General features: G+C 56.1%; 15 protein-coding genes. 10 read left to right on the top strand and 5 right to left on the bottom strand.

All coding sequences use genetic code 11. The features are described 5' to 3' along the window. Nucleotides 1–2: 2 nt before the first annotated feature. Nucleotides 3–1073 (bottom strand): LacI family DNA-binding transcriptional regulator, encoded by a 1071-nt coding sequence (locus QZ862_RS18565; protein ID WP_296101306.1) that lies wholly within the window; start codon nucleotides 1071–1073, stop codon nucleotides 3–5. Nucleotides 1074–1315: 242 nt separating this feature from the next. On the opposite strand from QZ862_RS18565, the gene QZ862_RS18560 reads away from it, so the two are divergent. From QZ862_RS18560 to QZ862_RS18530, 7 genes are all read left to right on the top strand, one after another. Beyond that, nucleotides 1316–2293, top strand: coding sequence for a substrate-binding domain-containing protein (locus QZ862_RS18560; protein ID WP_113176035.1), 978 nt, complete (start codon nucleotides 1316–1318; stop codon nucleotides 2291–2293). A gap of 162 nt (nucleotides 2294–2455) precedes the next feature. Further along, nucleotides 2456–3946: a sugar ABC transporter ATP-binding protein gene (locus QZ862_RS18555; RefSeq protein ID WP_274101191.1), complete on the top strand. Its 1491-nt coding sequence runs from the start codon at nucleotides 2456–2458 to the stop codon at nucleotides 3944–3946. Continuing rightward, nucleotides 3939–4952 (top strand): ABC transporter permease, encoded by a 1014-nt coding sequence (locus QZ862_RS18550; RefSeq protein WP_296038881.1) that lies wholly within the window; start codon nucleotides 3939–3941, stop codon nucleotides 4950–4952. Before QZ862_RS18555 ends, QZ862_RS18550 begins: the two co-directional genes overlap by 8 nt. After that, on the top strand, nucleotides 4949–5944 hold the full coding sequence (locus QZ862_RS18545) for an ABC transporter permease (RefSeq protein WP_274101193.1): 996 nt from the start codon (nucleotides 4949–4951) through the stop codon (nucleotides 5942–5944). Before QZ862_RS18550 ends, QZ862_RS18545 begins: the two co-directional genes overlap by 4 nt. Before the next feature lies 1 nt (nucleotide 5945). Next, nucleotides 5946–6803: a sugar phosphate isomerase/epimerase gene (locus tag QZ862_RS18540; protein WP_296038878.1), complete on the top strand. Its 858-nt coding sequence runs from the start codon at nucleotides 5946–5948 to the stop codon at nucleotides 6801–6803. A gap of 45 nt (nucleotides 6804–6848) precedes the next feature. Next, on the top strand, nucleotides 6849–7505 hold the full coding sequence (locus tag QZ862_RS18535; RefSeq protein WP_296101305.1) for a nucleoside/nucleotide kinase family protein: 657 nt from the start codon (nucleotides 6849–6851) through the stop codon (nucleotides 7503–7505). 81 nt (nucleotides 7506–7586) lie between these two features. Continuing rightward, nucleotides 7587–8453 (top strand): sugar phosphate isomerase/epimerase family protein, encoded by an 867-nt coding sequence (locus QZ862_RS18530; protein ID WP_296019066.1) that lies wholly within the window; start codon nucleotides 7587–7589, stop codon nucleotides 8451–8453. A gap of 283 nt (nucleotides 8454–8736) precedes the next feature. Here QZ862_RS18530 and QZ862_RS18525 read toward each other — a convergent pair whose 3' ends face one another. Beyond that, nucleotides 8737–9750 carry a GlxA family transcriptional regulator gene (locus tag QZ862_RS18525; RefSeq protein ID WP_296101304.1) on the bottom strand — a complete coding sequence of 338 codons (1014 nt, stop codon included), beginning with the start codon at nucleotides 9748–9750 and terminating at the stop codon, nucleotides 8737–8739. A gap of 1109 nt (nucleotides 9751–10859) precedes the next feature. Here QZ862_RS18525 and QZ862_RS18520 point away from each other — a divergent pair. From QZ862_RS18520 to QZ862_RS18510, 3 genes are all read left to right on the top strand, one after another. Continuing rightward, entirely contained in the window at nucleotides 10860–11942 is a 1083-nt protein-coding gene (locus tag QZ862_RS18520; protein ID WP_296101303.1) for a hypothetical protein, read from the top strand. Nucleotides 11943–12329: 387 nt separating this feature from the next. Further along, entirely contained in the window at nucleotides 12330–13295 is a 966-nt protein-coding gene (corA, locus tag QZ862_RS18515; protein WP_296038871.1) for a magnesium/cobalt transporter CorA, read from the top strand. 305 nt (nucleotides 13296–13600) lie between these two features. After that, nucleotides 13601–15481, top strand: a complete 1881-nt coding sequence (locus QZ862_RS18510) for a diguanylate cyclase (protein ID WP_296101302.1) — start codon at nucleotides 13601–13603, stop codon at nucleotides 15479–15481. Between the two features lie 127 nt (nucleotides 15482–15608). Here the strand turns inward: QZ862_RS18510 and QZ862_RS18505 are convergent, their stop codons facing one another. From QZ862_RS18505 to QZ862_RS18495, 3 genes are read right to left on the bottom strand one after another with little or no spacing between them, the layout of a single operon-like run. Next, complete coding sequence (locus tag QZ862_RS18505) at nucleotides 15609–16496, bottom strand: ribokinase (protein WP_296101301.1); 888 nt, start codon at nucleotides 16494–16496, stop codon at nucleotides 15609–15611. Then, nucleotides 16493–17368 carry a MurR/RpiR family transcriptional regulator gene (locus tag QZ862_RS18500; RefSeq protein WP_153312678.1) on the bottom strand — a complete coding sequence of 292 codons (876 nt, stop codon included), beginning with the start codon at nucleotides 17366–17368 and terminating at the stop codon, nucleotides 16493–16495. The genes QZ862_RS18505 and QZ862_RS18500 overlap by 4 nt, the downstream gene beginning before the upstream one ends. Continuing rightward, nucleotides 17365–18342, bottom strand: a complete 978-nt coding sequence (locus QZ862_RS18495; protein ID WP_296101300.1) for an ABC transporter permease — start codon at nucleotides 18340–18342, stop codon at nucleotides 17365–17367. Before QZ862_RS18495 ends, QZ862_RS18500 begins: the two co-directional genes overlap by 4 nt. Between the last annotated feature and the right edge of the window lie 12 nt (nucleotides 18343–18354).

Genomic DNA, 18354 nt, shown 5'->3' with positions numbered 1-18354 from the left:
GTTCATTGAGCGCGCAGGGTTTCACTGACATCGTCAAGCGGGCCGGTCAGCGCAGTGCGCGGCGGTATCAGCTGTGGCTCGATAATGGTCACACACGGCTCGCCCGGCGACGAATCCAGGAGTTCGAAACCGACTTCCAGCATTTTCGAAATATCGGGTTTGATCATGTAGACCGGAAACGGTAGGAACGATGCGAAGGGATCGTAGTCGAAACAGCCGACCACGATGTTCGCGACCACCGCCGGATCATGCCGCCCCATAAAACGCAGAAGACCCTCGAAATTGATGGACGAATTGACGAAGAAGCAACGCGGCAAACGGCCGTGGCGCATGAAATAGTTTTCAAGGACAATATCCGTCATACGCGGTGAGTAGCCTGTCTTTTCCACCGCTACTCTGCTGCAGACCGTTCCGAAATAAGCATTCTTGGCTGCATCAAATCCTGCGATACGTTCCAGACTCGCATGGTCGTCATGTCCACCGAACAGCACCACGTCATCAGGCGAAAGCGCGCCGTCGCGTGACGCATGCTCCAGTATCGCACGTGTCAGTATCTCCGCACCATGTCTGTTGTCGGAAATGACGGACGACGCAAGCTTGCCAGGAAGATCGAGATTGACGTGCGGCAGGGCTGCACCGGCACAAACCTGATGAACGCCATCGGGATTGGCGACACCCGCGATAAACAGCGCGTCGATCGAGTAAGCGATCAATGTCTCAACTGTCTTGCGCTCTGCCTCAGGATCGCGCCGCCCGGAGACCACCATCGGCGAGAGGCCCCGCTTGCGCGCTTCGGCCTCGAACGCCTGCGCCATGGAGGAAAAGAACCGGTTCTCATAAACCGGGACCAGCAATCCGACGAGACCCGATTTAGAGCTGCGCAACCCCCTCGCCTGAAGGTTGGCGGTATAGCGTTGGGCCTTTGCCAGCGAGAGAATTTTCCCGGCAGTTTCCTCCGAGATACGGCGCTTACGCCAGCTTCCATTCAGCACTGCGCTGACCGTCGAAGCCGAAGCCCCCGACAATACCGACAGATCGTAGATCGTGGCCTTCTTCGAGGTCAGGTCTGCCATGTCTCGTCCTCCTTGCGAAATCGATGTGTAGAGCAATCCGCCTCTTGACGGAAGTAAAAATCGCGCCTAACCTCCATGCACCATCGATTGTGCAACTTTGAAATATCGATTGTGCAAACGATGCGCGCTATGGGAGTAGCAGGAGGAAAATCTCGAATAGCCGAGATCGAAGCGATCGCACACAGAGCTCAAAAGCTGTGGCGAGACACCTGCTGTACACGTCTTTTGGAGGAGGAACATTCATGAAGAAAATCATTTCAGCCGCATTGGGTCTGTCTCTTGCCTTGCTCGCGTCCACGGCTTTTGCTGAAGGACCAAAGGTGGGCGTCGTCGTCAAGATCGGCGGTATTCCGTGGTTCAATGCCATGGAGGCAGGCATCAAGGAGCAAAGCGCTAAGCTCGGCGTCAACGGCTTCATGGTCGGCCCGACCAGCGCCGACCCTGCCCTTCAGGTTCGCGCCATCGAGGACCTGATCGCACAGAAGGTCGATGTCATCGGCGTCGTTCCAAACGATGCGAAGGTGCTTGAGCCCGTGCTGAAAAAGGCACAGGAGGCCGGCATCAAGGTCATCACGCATGAATCCCCGAAGCAGCAGGGCGCGGACTGGGATTTCGAACTGGCATCCGCCAAAGGCTTCGGTGAAGCGCATGGCAAGCTTCTCGGTGAAAAGATGGGCGGCAAGGGCTCCTATGCCGTCTTCGTCGGTTCGCTCACCGTTCCGCTGCATAACGCCTGGGCTGACGCAGCAATTGCCTACATCAAGGCGAATTATCCGGACATGAAGCTGGTTGGCGACCGTTATGGCGTTGCAGAAGATTTGGACAAGAGCCGTTCCACAGCGCTCGACCTCATGTCTGCAAACCAGGATCTCAAGGGCTTCCTGGCCTTCGGTTCGCAAGGCCCCATCGGCGCAGGACGCGCTGTGGAAGAACGCCGCAAGGATGGCAAAGTCTTTGTCATCGGTCCCTTTTCTCCCGGACAGGGCGCCAAGCTCATCAAGAGCGGCGCTCTGACCGGCGGCTTTATGTGGAACCCCAAGCAGGCCGGCGAAGTCTTCGTCACCTTGGCAGATCGTCTCTCCAAGGGTGAAACACCCAAGGCTGGCGACGATATCCCAGGTCTTGGGAAGATCAACCCCGAGGGTAACACCATCGTTGTCGATCAACTGCTGAAGATCGACAAGGAAAGCATCGACAAGTTGGTCGGCATGGGTCTCTAAGCCGCTTCAGGCACAGCGATTGCACCCGTGACGCTTATGCTTCACGGGTGGTCAATCGGATTATCGTCGCGTAGTCCAACCGTTTACGCGACGGTATCATCAACAAAAACAAGAAAATGAATAACGCCCTGCTCCAGCCGGGCGAAGGGAGATAATTGCGCCATGAGCGACAAACCGCTCTTGTCCTTGAAGAATATCAGCGTAACCTTCGGCGGCGTTAGAGCGCTCAAGAGCGTTGCTTTCGAGGTCAATCCTGGCGAGGTGCATTGTCTGGCCGGCGAAAACGGCTGCGGCAAGAGCACGCTCATCAAAGTCATCACCGGCGTCTACAAACCGGAAGCGGGCGCGGAACTGCTGTTCGACGGCAGGGCAGTCCCAGCCATGACGCCGGCGCTTGCTCAGTCTCTTGGCATTCAGGTGATCTGGCAGGATCTGGCGCTTTTCGATGAAATGACGGTCGCTGAGAATATTGGCTTCCAGCACGCCATGAAGGGCAAATTCGGGCTGGTCGATAAGACCGCAATCCGAAATGCCGCCGAACAGGCCTTGGCCCGGCTCGGGGTCGAGATCGATCTGGATCGTCCACTCAAGGAACTTCCCATTGCGCAGCGCCAGATCGTCGCCATCGCACGCGCTCTGGTCGGTGAGGCGCGTCTGGTGTTCATGGACGAGCCGACAGCCTCACTGACGCAATCTGAAACCGATTATCTGATCGACATCGTGCGCAATCTGTCAGCGTCGGGCGTGGCCGTCGTTTTCGTTTCCCATCGACTGGCCGAAGTGCTCGAAATATCGAACCGGATCACTGTGCTGCGCGACGGCTCGCTTGTCGGCGTCTATCCGGTCGATGGCATGACGCAGTCGCGCGTCACAGAACTCATGACTGGCCGCCTCTTCGATAGCGCCGTCATCGCTACCGACCATGACGATCAGCCTGTTGTACTCTCCGTTCGCGGACTGACGCGGCATGGCGAATTCGAAGATGTTTCCTTCGAACTGCGCCGGGGGGAAACGCTCGGCATTACTGGTCTGCTTGGCGCCGGCCGCACAGAACTCGCTTTGACGCTGTTTGGAATGCATCGTCCGCATGCCGGTGAAATTCGGCTCGAAGGCAAACCGGTGAAGTTCGGCTCGAACCGCGACGCCATTCGGGCAGGTATTGCCTATCTCTCCGAAGACCGTCTGTCACTCGGGCTCAACCAGCCGCAATCGATTGCCGACAATCTCATCATGGCTTCGCTCAATAAATTGCTTGTCGGCGGGCTGATTTCGCCGTCGAAAAAAGCCGCGGTCGTCAAGAACTGGATCGGCTCGCTCGGCGTCAAGATCGGCCAGCCGGAAGACCCGATCCGCACGCTGTCCGGCGGCAACCAGCAGCGTGTCGCCATTGCCAAATGGCTGGCGATCGGCCCGAAAATCCTCATACTCGATGCACCGACCGTTGGCGTCGATGTCGGCGCGCGCGCCGGTATTTTCGAGATCGTTCGCAAGCTTGCGGCTCAAGGCCTCTCCATCATCCTGATCTCCGATGAAGCACCGGAGGTCTATTTCAATTCAGACCGGATCGTTCACATGGTCGAAGGACGCTTCCACGCAACCTACGATCCACGTGCCATGTCTATGACCGAACTGGAGACTGCCATCTATGCGTAGGCTGATCCTGGGAAATACTACCGAATTCGCGCTGGTCGTCGTGACGATCCTGCTCTGCGCAGGCCTGTCGATCGGGACCGATCGCTTTTTGACAGTTTCGAACGCTTTCGACGTGCTGAATGTTTCCGCCGTCAACATCATCTTCGCCGTCGGCCTGCTGGTCGTTTTGATTTCAGGTGGCATCGACATCTCCTTCGCCGTCGCGGCGTCCGTCGTCCAATATGTGACTGTGCTTGCTCTTTCCGCGCTCGGCGGTGGCAACTGGGCAGAGGGCTTCATCATCGCCGGTGGTGTCGGTATCGGCCTCGGCGTCATCAATGCGTTTCTCGTCTGGCGGCTGAAGATCATCTCCATCGTCGCGACGATCTCCACCTTCAACATCTTCTTCGGTCTCTTGATGTTCTTCACCAAGGGGGTCTCGATCTACGATCTGCCGGAGTGGCTTTCCACCCGTGTCGTCTTCTACGAACACGAGATGAGCGACGGGTCTTGGATTGAATTGACGCTGCCGGTCGTCGTGATGATCCTCTGCTGCATCGCCACCTGGTTCATGATCTCGCGCACCACCATCGGTCGTCAGCTCTACGCATTCGGAGACAATCCGGAAGGTGCTCGACGCTTCGGCATCAACATCGGCGCGATGCATTATCTTTCGTTTGGCTGGCTCGGCCTCATGGCTGGAATTGCGGGACTGATGCAGGCGCATTATGCGCAGGAGGTTGTGCCAAACGCGCTTTATGGCCGCGAGCTCGATGTTCTCGCCGCAACCGTTCTCGGCGGTGCCCGGCTTGGCGGCGGCAAGGGGTCGGTCATCGGCTGCGTGCTTGGCGTTCTGCTTGTTTCAATAACTCAGAACGGTCTCAACCTGATGGGCGTATCGCCCTTCGCCTTCAAGATGGTCGTCGGCGCCATCATTCTCATCGCCATCACGCTCTCTTCGACCCGCTTCGATAAACTTCTGCCGTCCGCCATGAAGAGTTCAAAACAGGGAAGCGCGCGCCGATGACATCCTTCACGCAAAAGTTCAACGCGACGTTCGGCGCGGACATGGCGGGACCCCTCGTTGCCTTTGTCGCAGTAATGGTCGTCTTCGGAACGCTGGCGGATAATTTTCTGTCGGCTGGGACCTTCGGTTCAGTGGCTTTCCAGCTTCCCGAACTCGGCCTTCTGACGCTCGCCATGCTGCTTCCGCTTTTGACCGGTGGGATTAACCTGTCGATCACATTCGCCGCCAACCTTTCGGGCCTTGCCGCAGCATGGGTGTTGCAGGCCCACGGCGGGGTAAACGCACCGCCGAGCGCCTTTCTTCTGGCGTGTCTTGCCGCGCTCCTCACCGGCGCAGCCGCTGGCGCGCTCACAGGTGCGGCCATTGCCTACACGCGGGCGCATCCCATCCTCGTCACCCTATCGATGATGATCTTCCTGCGCGGGCTTGGTGAATTCCTCACGCGCGGCGGCGATATTTCCGGCTTTCCTGATTACGTGTCCACAATCGGTCACGGTTCGGTTCTCGGCCTGCCCATCCCGCTCATCATTTTCATCGCTTGCGTCGGGCTATGGCATGTATTGCTGACCAGGGCAAAGCTCGGCTTCGGGCTCTTGATGATCGGTTCCAATATTGAATCCGCCCGCTACTCAGGCCTTAATACCCGGCGTATCCTGATCCTTGTCTACACACTGTCGGGTGTGATGTGCGCGATTGCAGGCCTTATCATGCTGGCCCGCTTCAACTCCGTGCGCGTCGGACATGGCGAGTCCTACCTTCTGATCACGGTACTCGCCGCATTTCTGGGTGGTATCAATCCATTCGGCGGCTTCGGTCGTGTCCTGCCGGTCTTCGTTGCGCTGATCGTTCTCCAGCTTCTTTCCTCTGGTCTAAACCTCATGGGCGCGAACCAGCATCTTGCCACGGCGCTATGGGGCGTGTTGATGATCGTCGTCATGGCGGCAAGGACGTTGGCGTCGAGATTCGCCACATCGCGCAGAAGGAAAGCATAATATGCAAGGATTTGGTGTTCACGCAATGATGTGGACGAGCGTATGGGACCACGCAAGCGCCGAACGCGCCATTGCGGGAGCCGCGAATTACAATCAGGACTATATCGAAATACCGTTTTTCGACATTTCCTCGGTCGATGCAGCCCACAGCCGCGCGCTTCTCGAAAAGCATGAGCTGCGGGCAACATGTTCGCTGGTTTTGCCGGAACATGCCTGGGCCTCGGCTCGCCCTGACGCGGCAATCGATCACCTGACGGCTGCTCTCGACAAGGCTGCAGAGATCGGTGCCGAAGCACTCACCGGCGTCACCTTCGGTGGAACGACCGAACGTACGGGCTTTGCACCGACGCACGGCGAATATGACAATCTGACCCGTGCCTTGGGTGCCGTCGCAAAACACGCAAAATCGCTCGGCCTGCAGTTTGGTATCGAAGCGGTCAATCGCTACGAAAACCATCTCCTCAATACCGCGCAACAAGTGGTTGATCTCGTCGAGCGCATCGGCATGGAGAACGTCTTCGTCCATCTCGACACGTTCCACATGAACCTAGAGGAAAAGGGTCTGGCGAGCGGAATTGTCGCTGCGCGGGATCACCTGAAATACATGCACATGTCGGAAAGCGACCGCGGCACTCCCGGTTTTGGCAACATCGCCTGGGACGAACTTTTCGGTGCGCTTGCGGCCATTGATTTCGATGGACTTCTGGTTCTGGAAAGCTTCGGCGGGTTGCCTGATTTCATGGCAGGCCCAACCTCTACCTGGCGAGCGGTCGCCCCCAGTGCAGAGGACGTACTTGACAAGGGAATTCCGTTCCTGCGCGACAAGGCCGCTCAATACGGCCTCTTTGCCAGCCGCTAACGGCCCGAGAAAACCCTCTTTAAAATCATCACGCGAGCCAAAGCCTTGACTATCATTGAAGACAACGCCCGTGAAATCGCCAGCCTAGCCATGAAACGTTTCTCCGACAATCAGCGGCAAAGGCTCATGATCGCGATTGCCGGTGCGCCGGGATCGGGCAAATCCACCATCGCCGAACGTGTCGTGGACCATATTATCAGCGAAAGCGGTATCGCTGCAGCGCTATTTCCCATGGACGGCTATCACTACGACGACGCAGTTCTGGAGGCTATGGGTAGACGCGCCTTCAAGGGTGCGATCGATACCTTCGACGTTCTCGGCCTGCGGCACATGCTGGAGCGCCTTAAGGCCAACGAAGACGACGTTATCGCCGTTCCTGTCTTTGATCGGTCCATCGAGATCGCGCGCGCCGGCGGCCGGCTCATTCCGCAATCGGTGGAAATCATCGTCTGCGAGGGCAACTATCTGCTGGCGAAGCAATCTCCGTGGGACAGGCTGAAACCGATCTTTGATTTCACGGTCTTCGTCGACGTCGAGGAGGATGACCTGCGTGAGAGGCTACGGGCGCGTTGGCGCGGTTTCGGTCTCGATGAGGCCGAAATCGATCGCAAGGTCGAGGAAAACGATCTGCCAAACGGCATCTTCATCATGAAAACCGCCGCCGAGCCCGATCTCAGGCTGAAGAATCCAGGGAGAGAGTGAAACGCTGCTGCATCCTGCTCGGCCCCTAACACCACTTTTGCAATCAAGACAGACATCAAACGACAACAGCGAGAGCCTGCTATGAAACACGGAATCTATTACTCCTACTGGGAACATGAGTGGAGCGCCAAGTTCGGCCCCTATGTAGAGAAGGTCGCCAAGCTCGGCTTCGACGTGATCGAAGTTGCCGCTCATCATATCAATGACTATAGCGATGCCGAACTCGCGACCATCAAGCAAAGCGCCCGCGACAACGGCATCATTCTGACGGCAGGTATCGGTCCATCCAAGTCGAAGAACCTGTCCTCGCCCGATAAGGCTGTGCGGGAGGCAGGCAAGGCGTTCTTCGAGAAGACGCTGAGCAATGTCGCCAAGCTCGATATTCACACGATCGGTGGCGCGCTGCATTCTTACTGGCCGATCGACTATTCGCAGCCGGTGGACAAAGAAGGCGACCGTGCACGTGGCGTGGAAGGTATTCACGGCATTGCGGATTTCGCCAACGATCTCGGCATCAATCTGTGTATCGAAGTTTTGAACCGCTTCGAGAACCACGTTCTCAACACGGCCGCCGAAGGCGTTGCATTCGTGAAGGATGTTGGCAAGTCCAACGTCAAAGTCATGCTAGATACCTTCCACATGAACATCGAGGAAGACAGCTTTGGCGATGCAATTCGCACTGCTGGCCCTCTTCTCGGTCATTTTCACACCGGTGAGAGCAACCGCCGTGTACCGGGCAAGGGTAGAATGCCATGGCATGAGATTGGCGCAGCGCTACGAGAAATCAACTATACCGGCGCAGTCGTCATGGAGCCCTTCGTCAAGACCGGCGGCACGATCGGCTCCGATATCAAGGTCTGGCGCGATCTGACGGGCGGCGCTGATGCTGCGAAGATGGATGAGGATGCGAAAAACTCGCTTGCATTCTCTCGCTTCGTTCTAGGCTGAGTTCGCAGGATACCGATGAGGTAGGGCCTTTATCGTGATCGATTAAGGCCCTATTTCGAAGACACGACACGCAGAGTGGTCAAGCGACTTCGCCACGCATTTTATCCAGAACGACTGCCTTAGCCTTGCGCGCTATCGTTAGATCGTTTCGCCGTTCGATGGCTAGGATCGAGACTGGGCGGTGACGCCGCTCGCTCCTTCTACCTGGTACCATTGACCGGGTAAGCACTATCCCGATAGCAATGCGATAGAGCCGCAATCGCGTCGGAAAAAGATCAATGTTTTATTGAGAGGTGCCTTCCGCCAACCTCTTGGATCTGGCGCTCGACGGCGTTTCACCAAAAGCCAGCTTGAAGGACTTGGTGAAGTGAGAGGGGTTCACGTAACCCACGTCGAAGGCAACTTCGGTAACTTCACGGTCTGTTTTCGTCAACAACTCGAACGCACGCTCGAGGCGAAGCTGCCTGTAAGCTGCCGCAGGCGGCATACCGATCGTCGTTTCGAACAAACGCTCCAGCTGTCTACGGCAGAGGCCCGCCGATTTTGCAAGCCGTTCTGTGGTGATGTCGCCCGACAGATGCTGCTCCATCGTGATCAGGGCAGCGAGAACACGTGGTTCCTTGACTTGCATCCTGAGCGGCTGGCGCGATTGCGGTGCGCTGGAACTCCTGACCCTCTCCATCTGGAGGACCTCAAGCGCATTGCGGGCCGCGTCCCGACCGATATGGCGCTCCACGATGACGTTGGCCAGATCCGCCGAACTGCTGCCGCCCGCACAAGACCCCCTTCGCCCCTCGAGATGAAACAGGCGATCGGGACGCACGACAAGATGCGGAAAACGCTCCTGAAACGCCTGGTAGTGAAGCCAACTGACACAAACCTCATGACCATCAAGCAGGCCGGCTTCAGCAAGAATGAATGATCCGGTGCAGACGCCGATCATCCTTACGCCCTTCGCAGCGGCATTTTTGAGGAACGTCATGGTCATGTAATCGACCGGTTCCGGCACGCTCAGGAGCCCACCCACGACAACGATATAATCGAAATTGACGGGATCGATGAAGTCACTCGTCGGCGCAATCTGAACACCGCAGCTTGACGTGATCAAATGTCGCGTGCTGCCGAGAACATGCCAGTCGGCAAAGACGCGTCCGGAATGGTCTGTCTCGTCACTTGCAAGCCGAAGCGTATCGATGAACAACGCGAATGGCGATAGCGTAAAGGACTTCGAAAGAACAAATCCAACCTTTAATCGCTTGCTGGGCGTGCTGTTCTGACGGTTCCGGAGATGTTTCATGCCCGATACTCCAACATCCTGTCACGCGATCTGAAAACCGCACGCAAGCGGGTCCTTGCGTTGATGAAGGAACGAGTTGAATCCAGCATACGAGCCCACCACCCACGCTCGGAAAATTTGCGGAAAGTATCTATATCGCTGTGTCCCGAGTGACGCTTTCCGATTTCGTTACTATAAGACTTTTGTTCCTGAAACCCTGTTTGACGTCAAGCCTCACCTCCGAGGGAAGTGTGCAGACAGGAGACCACGTGAGGCTGAGCTAAACGTTCTGGATTCCGACACGCCATGTGTGTTCAACGACACCGAGGTCACGCTTTCAAAAAGTTTGCAGCGATGTCCCGAGGCTACTGTTCCGTGGACTTCGCGGATTGAGAATTTGATGTTTGTCGTCGGGAGTGTGCGCAATCAGGTGTGAGGTTGGAAGTAAAGCCCGCGATGCGACATTGGATTTTTATATTTCCTCAACGACTTACTGCTGCCCGGAGATGCTATCGTATTTTTAGTGAATGACGTCGTTCAGGAATGAGCGTCATTGAGACGCCACGACAAGACTCCGCCGTTATCACGCCATCCCCCGTGGATTTGCATTTTCCGCTGATGATGTCTCCTCCCGACGACGCGCGCCCCCAAAAGCAATTGATCCTCCGTAAACTCAGAGACTCCGCGGCGGTTAGCGACGGGCTTCTTAAGCGGATCTAGTCCTTGCTTGCAGGATGATTGCACAGAGACTTGCGCAAATTAGCTCCAACGGTGCCCGAAACCGGATGTTTGCGAGATAGGCCAAATTATGGAACCGAGAGCGCTCCGCGCTGAAACTGCGCGATCAACCGGTCGGGCGTGAACTGGCGCTGTTTGTGTGCTCGGTGAAGCAATGAAATATCTGGTCATTTGTAGGCGGAACGATGTCTCGTTTGAAGTGTTTACATTTCGCTAAAACGCAGTCGGTCAGGCTGCGCCGCTCTTTGCGTGCAGGAGGCGATAGTAAGCTTCAGATCAGCTGCACACTTGGGACTGATTTCTTTAGAGGAGACCCTCATGAACTCGATCATTTACTTGGTGGGACTAGTCGTAGTTGTCCTGTTTGTTCTCTCTCTGTTGGGGTTACGTTGATGGTAGGATCTGAATTGGTTGAGAACCCAAATCGCAGCTACGTCGACTGGCCAGCGATCTTTGCTGGAACTGCTATCGCGTCAGGTACGATGGCCGTATTCACGGCTTTCGCCGGTGGATTGGGATTGAATGCAATCTCGGCCGACAACGGCGGAGACATCAGCATAACATGGCTCATCATCACCGGCTTGTTCGTGGTGGTCTCGATGGTCGCGTCTTACATGCTCGGCGGTTACATTGCGGGGCGCATGCGACGCCCAGTTTCGGATACCACATTACGCGATGAACGGACTACCCGAGACGGTGTGAATGGCCTTGTTGTATGGGGCATTGGCACCGTCGTTTCAGCGTTTCTGGCGCTCGGCGTCATTTCGGGCGGCGCTAAGGCTGTCGGCAGTGTCGCACAGACAGCGGTTGAGGCAACCGGCTCTGCCGTGGGCGGCGCAGCGCAAGGTGTAGGTCAGTTGGCGGGCGGCGTCGTATCTGGCGCTGGTAACGCCCTAGGTGGTGTTGCTCAGGGCGCGGGACAAGCTGCCGCTCCAAGCATCGAACAGTCTCTGCCACAGGGACTTAAGACGAACCCAATCGACTATTTCACCGATACAATGCTGCGCACAGACACGCCTGCTCCTGGGACCGATCCGAACGCTGCTGACTTTCAGCGTCAAGCTGGCGGGATCCTTAGCAATCTGCTTTCCACGGGCGAAATATCAGATGGCGATAAGGCGTGGTTGGCCAACCAGATTGTTGCCCGCACCGGTATCCCGCAAGCTGACGCACAGACGCGGGTGAATCAAACGGTCGAGCGTGTGCAGGCTGTGCGTGCGGCAGCACAGCAAAAGGTTGATGAGGCACAAAAGAAGCTCGAAGAACTTAAGGCACAAGCTGTGAAGGCTGCCGAGGACGCTAAGACAGCAGCGGCAGACGCCGCAGAAAAGGCTCGCATCACAGGCATCCTCACAGCATTCCTCCTGGCAGCTTCGTCACTTGTGGCGGCAGTTGCTGCTTATATCGGCGGCGTGCACGGCGGACGTCACCGCGACGAAGGTCGCGTGTGGGGCGGCCTTGCGTATCGTAAGTAACTAAACGCAGTGAGGCTCTTCGAAGAGGGCCTCTTTGCTGCAAACAGCCGGAAGGCCGGTGCGCTTCGCCCCGGCCTTCTTGTTTTTAGAGTGTAGCTATTACCTTTGATGACAGCGCCTGCCATGTATGTAAAACTGTTCCACCGCATGCATGTGAGGTCGTAAGGAGAATGCACCTGGACGCTTGAGAAACCAGCCGTACACCGTCGAGAAGCGAAAACGTCGACTGCGGGGCTGATGATCTCGACGCTTGCAAACTCGACTAGTGCCGATTGCTTACTCGTCCGACGATCTTTAAGCTTTACCTCCCCGTCGGCTTTGCGCTTATAAAGTCCTCGATCACTTTATCTATCCCACCTCTCGATCTAGCAGCTTCAACGGATTCAGATGACAGTCGTCGCATCCTATCTCTACCGCAACGGTAAGCGCGCCGACGCGGTCGCACTCACTTCGCAACCCTTCGAAACCACCGCGGGCGACTTTGTGTGGATCGGACTGACCGATCCGACGGTCGAAGAAATGGCGCACCTCAAGGCAATGTTCGGGCTTCATTCCCTTGCGGTCGAAGACGCGCTCAATGGACGGCAGGTGCCCAAAGTCGACATTTATGGAGATCAGCTATTCGTCGTCGCCAAGACCGCACACTTGGAGAACGACAAGATCATCTATGGTGAGACCTGTATCTTTGTCGGCCAACAGCACGTCATAACAGTCCGGCACGGATCGGCACGATCCCACCAGAAACTACGTGAGCAACTCGAGCAGGCACCGCAGCTTCTCTCCCACGGTCCCGACTATGTTCTCCACGGCATTCTCGATTTCATCGTCGATGGTTATCTGCCACTCGTCGAAACGATCGAAGACCGGGTGCTTGAGATCGAAAAGCACGTCCTCATTTCCTTCCTCGAACCGGAACAGATCCGCAGGATTTTCCGGATGCGCAGGCAGGTCATCAAGTTTCAGAGGGTGATCGGCCCAATGGCGGAAGTCGCCAGCAAACTCGCCCATCTTGAACTGCCCTGCGTCGACAACAATGCACGGCCGTTCTTCAGGGATGTTCATGATCATGTCCGCCGCGTGGAAAACATGGTGATCGGCCTGCGCGACATCGTCACATCCGTGTTCGAAGCCGCAAATCTTCTCGAGCAACAACGACAAGGCGCGATCACTCGACAGCTTGCTGCGTGGGCGGCGATCCTGGCGGTACCAACCGCTATCGCTGGCATATATGGGATGAACTTCGAAAACATGCCTGAGCTGAAGACCGAGTACGGATATTACGTCGTGATAGCGGTCATTGTGGTTCTATGCGCCATTCTTTATTACCGTTTCAAGAAAGCAGGCTGGGTGTAATCGGCAGACCCAATTCCGACGAGACGCGCACTTACTAAAGACCCTAATTTTGCGCTGAGATCGACGTCAAGTCTGTGCTCGAGCCTTTTGGTTGTGCCAACCTGTCCAGCCGAAATGCGGACAGTTCAAAAAAATTAAGCGGGCACCCTGCCGCGTTAAGGCCTAGTTCACGCCGTTATATTTCCACCAAATCCGGGCATTATGTCTTTCGCACATTCGAATGAAGATTAGAATTTATTTCATTTATTTGGCAGAAGATTAGCGAATCTGAACCTCAACAGCTAGATTGCATGTCTTCCCAAAGTATGAAGAAAAGGTCCCGCCTCCGTCTCGCCGTCGTTCTTGCCGTCGGGGCCGTGTTTGCCTGTCTTGGCATCTGGGCCGAGTACACCAACTGGCAGCGGCTGCTGCAAAGCGCAAACACCCGTCAGATGGAAACGGCGCGCGCCATGGCGCTTCATACCGACGACATACTGGCGCTCGCTCAGCAGCCTCTGAACAACCTTTCCGCTCATGCTAGAGATGCGCTGGGCGACGAAGCCAAAATGCAACATCTGCTTGAGGAGATGTTGCGCGTGGTCAAGACATCCCCATTGTTGCGAAGCCTTGCCTATGCCGATGCGCAAGGCCGTCTGATCGGGTCTACGTTTGCGGCGAATTCCGCGGGCATGGATCTGTCCGACCGCGAATATTTTCTGTTCCACAAATCGAATGCGTCGACGCAACCGCGTTTCGGCCTTCCGTCTCAAAGCCAGACAAATGGCCGCTGGTTCCTGCCGATAAGCCAGCGGATTGACAATCCCGACGGAAGCTTGGCTGGCATTATGATCGCAACCATCGACATGGATCATTTCTCCCGTTTCATTGAAACCTTCGAGGTGAACGAGGAGAATGCCTTTGCCCTGCTGCGCAAGGACGGCGCCATTCTGCTTCGCCTGCCGATAGATCTAAAGGCGATGGGTGCAAATGTTGCTGACAGCGCGCTTTATCGTGATCAGATCATGAAGAAGCTGCGCGGCAATTACGAATATGTCTCGCGTTTCGATGGCACAAAGCGCATCAGCGGGTTCTATCGTAGCACGGACACGGGCGTGACAGCGATCGCCACGCAAACCAAGGCATCGATCTTTGACGACTGGCTTAAGCAGTCGAAATATCCCTGGCTTAGCATCATTCTCGCCTATTTGATCGGCACCGCCATGGCCATAAGGTGGATCAGGCAGATCGAACTCAGGGAGATCGGGGATCAGAAAGTCGCCGCCCGAGAAGCGGAATTCCGCCTTATTGCCAATGCTTCACCCGACGTCATTGAAAAGATCTCCTTGGCGGGCGTCCGGCAATATGTATCGCCGGCTGCAGCGAGAATATTCGAAAGAGATACAGAAAGCGTGATCGGCACCAGCGTACTGGATGACCGGGATGACCAGACGAAGTCCGCCTGGCAAGACGCTCTGGCCAAGGTGCAATCGGGATCATCAACGGAATGTATTCTTTATCGACACCAGCGCATGGATGGAACCATGATCTGGCTGGAGAGCGTCATCTCCTGCTTTCGAAGCGATGATAACAACGAGCCGGACGGTATTGTCGTTATTACCCGCGATGTCACCCGTCAGCAGATGATGAAGCAGGAACTGAACGCACTGGCAACGACGGACGAACTGACGCGCCTGTTCAACAAGCGTTACTTCAATACCCAGCTGAGCAGCACGCTGGCAGCAGCACGCGCAAATCAGCAGTCGGTTTCGCTTATCCTGCTCGATCTCGACCGCTTCAAGGCCTACAACGATACCTATGGACATCTGGCAGGCGATTGTGCACTACGCGATGTGGCTGCCGTCATCCCTCCTCAGCTCATCGGGACCGGTGGCCTCGCGGCCCGTTATGGCGGCGAGGAGCTGGTTGTTCTTCTGCCAAATACAGATGCCGAAGAAACAATGAGGATTGCCGAGAACATTCGCAAGGCGATCGCGGCGCTAAAAATCGAGCATGCTGGAAATTTGCCCTGGGGCCATGTGACCGCCTCCTCCGGCTATGCGACGGCACTGCCCTCGCAAGCTTTTTCCGAAAACGACTTAATCACTCAGGCAGACCGCGCGCTTTATGCGGCCAAGGCCGCCGGCCGCAACCGGTCGCAAGACGACGAGGAGAACAACAAACCGGAACATCTGCGATCCAGCATGTGAATGGTGAGTTTTGAGCCGCGACTGCTCGATTATCTAGCGTTTCCTTGCTAGCAACTCATCTTTATTCTTATCTCAACATGGTCGTCGTCGGTATGAAACGCCTTGTCTAAGCTGGCTATGGACTCGCCTAAACTCTTTGGGATTCAGGGGTAGCGACAAGCGTTGCCGCGGCGGCATTTGCACTGTGAAGAGCGTCGTTCATAGTTTCACCTGATGCAATTTTTGCGGCCAGAACACCTATGAATTCATCGCCTGCACCATGTGTGCTTTCGACATCCACCTTCACAGCTTCGATGGCAATTTCGTTCCCATCTTGACTGACATAGGCGACGCCTGAACCACCAGCAGTGACGACTACTTCTGGGTAGATTTTCGCCAGCTTTCGTGCAGCCTCCAAAGCGCCTTCGAGTGTCTCAACTACAGGAACACCCGCCAGCATTTCTGCCTCGATAGCGTTTACGACCAGTATATCGATGAGCGGCTGAATGTCGATGGAGAGAGCTCTGGCGGGGGCAGCATTGATCAGAACACGCCCACCGGCCTGCTTAACGGCCCTTGCACCAACGACATTGGCCGCATCAGGAATTTCGTTCTGAAGGACGAGCAGCGTCGTCCTGGACAGCAGTTCATGTGCCGCAGTTACATCGGCTTCACCGAGGGTTAGATTGCTACCCGAGACAATAACGGCACCGTAATCGCCCTCCTCGTCAAAGATTGCAACACTCATTCCCGTTGATCGGGAGGCGTCGCGCCGAACGAAGTGATGATCGACACCTTTGCGTTTCAGATTGGCAAGCAGGAAATGCCCGAAATCATCATCAGCGACGGCTCCAATCATCGAAGTGGCCACGCCTGTGCGGGCTGCCGAAACTGCCTGATTGCCGCCCTTGCCGCCGCTTTTGGGATGCCATGACGTTCCGGTCACCGTCTCGCCTTTCCGTGGCCGTGATGGCCCCATGACGGCAATATCGTAGTGCAGACTGCCGAAAACGGTGACGAGAGGCAAGGATGTCATGAAGGTTTATCTTTCCGTTTGGATTTGACGGCAGACATGGTCCGGTCAAGATTTCGTTCAGCCGATTGGTAGTCGCGTTGCGCAACCGCCATGAACACGGCATCGAGGATATTCAACTGTGCAATTCGGGCAGCTGCATTTTCGCCCATCAGTGGAGAGCCCTGCGCTGTAGAACAGAGGACGACATCTGCGGCTTGCGCCAAGGCAGATGAGTTGTAGTTGGTGACTGCGATGGTTTTCGCGCCATTTCGCTTGGCGACTTGAAGTCCTTCGATAATCGCCGTCGTGTTGCCAGAATGAGAAAAGCCAACGGCGATATCGCCCTCAGACAACAGGGCTGCCGACATCAGCATCATGTGCACGTCGTCAACCACGCTGGCACGCACGCCAATACGCAGAAATTTATGCGCGACGTCCCGTGCGATCTGCGCCGAACCGCCCACACCGTAAAAGTCTCTATGCTTTGCACTGTGTATAAGGTCGGCGGCCTTATCGAAGGCAACCATATCCAAAATGGAAAGTGTTTCCTCCAGTGCATTGATGGAAGTGCGGAAAACCTTCTGCACAATCTCCATGGACGTATCATCTACAGAAAGTTCCTGATGCATTTCCGCGGTCGGCTGGCGGTTATACTGGCTGACTGCCGTGCGAAAATCACGATAACCGGCAAAGCCCAGCTTCTTGGTGATCTTGACCACCATCGCTTCAGAAACACCGGCATCGTCTGCAATCTGTTTCAGCGACGTATCGTCGCTGAAATCACGCATGGCGAACACGGTATCGACAACCTTCGCTTCGAGTGGCGTCAGCAATGGCATCATCATGCGGATGCGTGGGCCGACGGCCTTAGTGTCGAAGCTTTCGGAATTCATTCTCTTCCCCTTGTCGCACGATCAATCATCATGGCAACGAGGATTATAAGACCAGTGGCGAGCAGTTGATAGAAGGCCTGAACATTCATCAACGTCAAACCATTGCGCATTGCCCCCAAGATGATCGCCCCCAGAATAGTACCGAGAATGCTGCCCTTGCCGCCCATAAGCGATGCGCCACCGATAGCCGCTGCCGCGATGGCATCCAGCTCCCACAGATTGCCAAGAATGGGTTCAGCTGCGCCAAGGCGACCGATGAGGATGAGCGAGGCAAGTGAAGCCAAGACACCGGAAATCACATAGGCCGTGATTTTGGTGCGCGCGATGGGAACACCGGCCACATAAGCCGCCTCTTCATTGCCGCCAACTGCCATCAGATATTCGCCAATCGGAGTCTTCTTGAGCAGAATCCATGCAGCAATAGCCACGACAGCGACGATCAAAATAGGGGTTGGAATGCCGAAGAGAGTACCGTTAAACAGGGAGCGGAACCCTGCGGGAATACCGAGAACGGGATTGCCGCCCGTGTAGATCAGGGCGATGGCGCGGTAGGTGCTGAGCGTGCCGAGTGTGACGATAAAGGGTTGCAGGCCGACATAGGCAACGAGCGCGCCGTTGATAAAGCCGCAAAGCAAGCCCACGCCGAGGCCCGCGAGGATCGCCAACGGTATCGGTGTGCCCGCGACGAGCAGGCTGGCGGTGATAACCGCCGAGATCGCAGCCGTTGGGCCAACCGAGAGGTCGATGCCACCGGAGATGATGACGAGCGTCATGCCAAGCGCCAGGCAGGCATTGATGCTGGACTGCTGGAGAATGTTGACGAGGTTTCTCTCGGAAATGAAGCCCGGAACCAGTGCGGCAAACACCGCCATGATGACGATGAGCCCGATCAGCGTTCCCGCATCGCGCAGAGAAAACGAGAAGCGGCGGAAAGCCGAAGCGGAGGTTGCGGGAGCATTGGAAGTGCTGGTCATGACTTGTCCTGT

Source organism: uncultured Agrobacterium sp., assembly GCA_913777615.1.
Classification (GTDB): Bacteria; Pseudomonadota; Alphaproteobacteria; order Rhizobiales; family Rhizobiaceae; genus Agrobacterium.
The sequence above is the reverse complement of the archived record's forward strand: the minus strand, read 5'-3'. Positions and strand labels throughout refer to the sequence as shown.

Bases quoted from the DNA above. Each gene is read 5' to 3' on its own strand.
- QZ862_RS18565 (WP_296101306.1), bottom strand. From the start codon at position 1,073: ATGGCAGACCTGACCTCGAAGAAGGCCACGATCTACGATCTGTCGGTA.
- QZ862_RS18560 (WP_113176035.1), top strand. From the start codon at position 1,316: ATGAAGAAAATCATTTCAGCCGCATTGGGTCTGTCTCTTGCCTTGCTC.
- QZ862_RS18555 (WP_274101191.1), top strand. From the start codon at position 2,456: ATGAGCGACAAACCGCTCTTGTCCTTGAAGAATATCAGCGTAACCTTC.
- QZ862_RS18550 (WP_296038881.1), top strand. From the start codon at position 3,939: ATGCGTAGGCTGATCCTGGGAAATACTACCGAATTCGCGCTGGTCGTC.
- QZ862_RS18545 (WP_274101193.1), top strand. From the start codon at position 4,949: ATGACATCCTTCACGCAAAAGTTCAACGCGACGTTCGGCGCGGACATG.
- QZ862_RS18540 (WP_296038878.1), top strand. From the start codon at position 5,946: ATGCAAGGATTTGGTGTTCACGCAATGATGTGGACGAGCGTATGGGAC.
- QZ862_RS18530 (WP_296019066.1), top strand. From the start codon at position 7,587: ATGAAACACGGAATCTATTACTCCTACTGGGAACATGAGTGGAGCGCC.
- QZ862_RS18525 (WP_296101304.1), bottom strand. From the start codon at position 9,750: ATGAAACATCTCCGGAACCGTCAGAACAGCACGCCCAGCAAGCGATTA.
- QZ862_RS18520 (WP_296101303.1), top strand. From the start codon at position 10,860: ATGGTAGGATCTGAATTGGTTGAGAACCCAAATCGCAGCTACGTCGAC.
- corA (WP_296038871.1), top strand. From the start codon at position 12,330: ATGACAGTCGTCGCATCCTATCTCTACCGCAACGGTAAGCGCGCCGAC.
- QZ862_RS18510 (WP_296101302.1), top strand. From the start codon at position 13,601: ATGAAGAAAAGGTCCCGCCTCCGTCTCGCCGTCGTTCTTGCCGTCGGG.
- QZ862_RS18505 (WP_296101301.1), bottom strand. From the start codon at position 16,496: ATGACATCCTTGCCTCTCGTCACCGTTTTCGGCAGTCTGCACTACGAT.
- QZ862_RS18500 (WP_153312678.1), bottom strand. From the start codon at position 17,368: ATGAATTCCGAAAGCTTCGACACTAAGGCCGTCGGCCCACGCATCCGC.
- QZ862_RS18495 (WP_296101300.1), bottom strand. From the start codon at position 18,342: ATGACCAGCACTTCCAATGCTCCCGCAACCTCCGCTTCGGCTTTCCGC.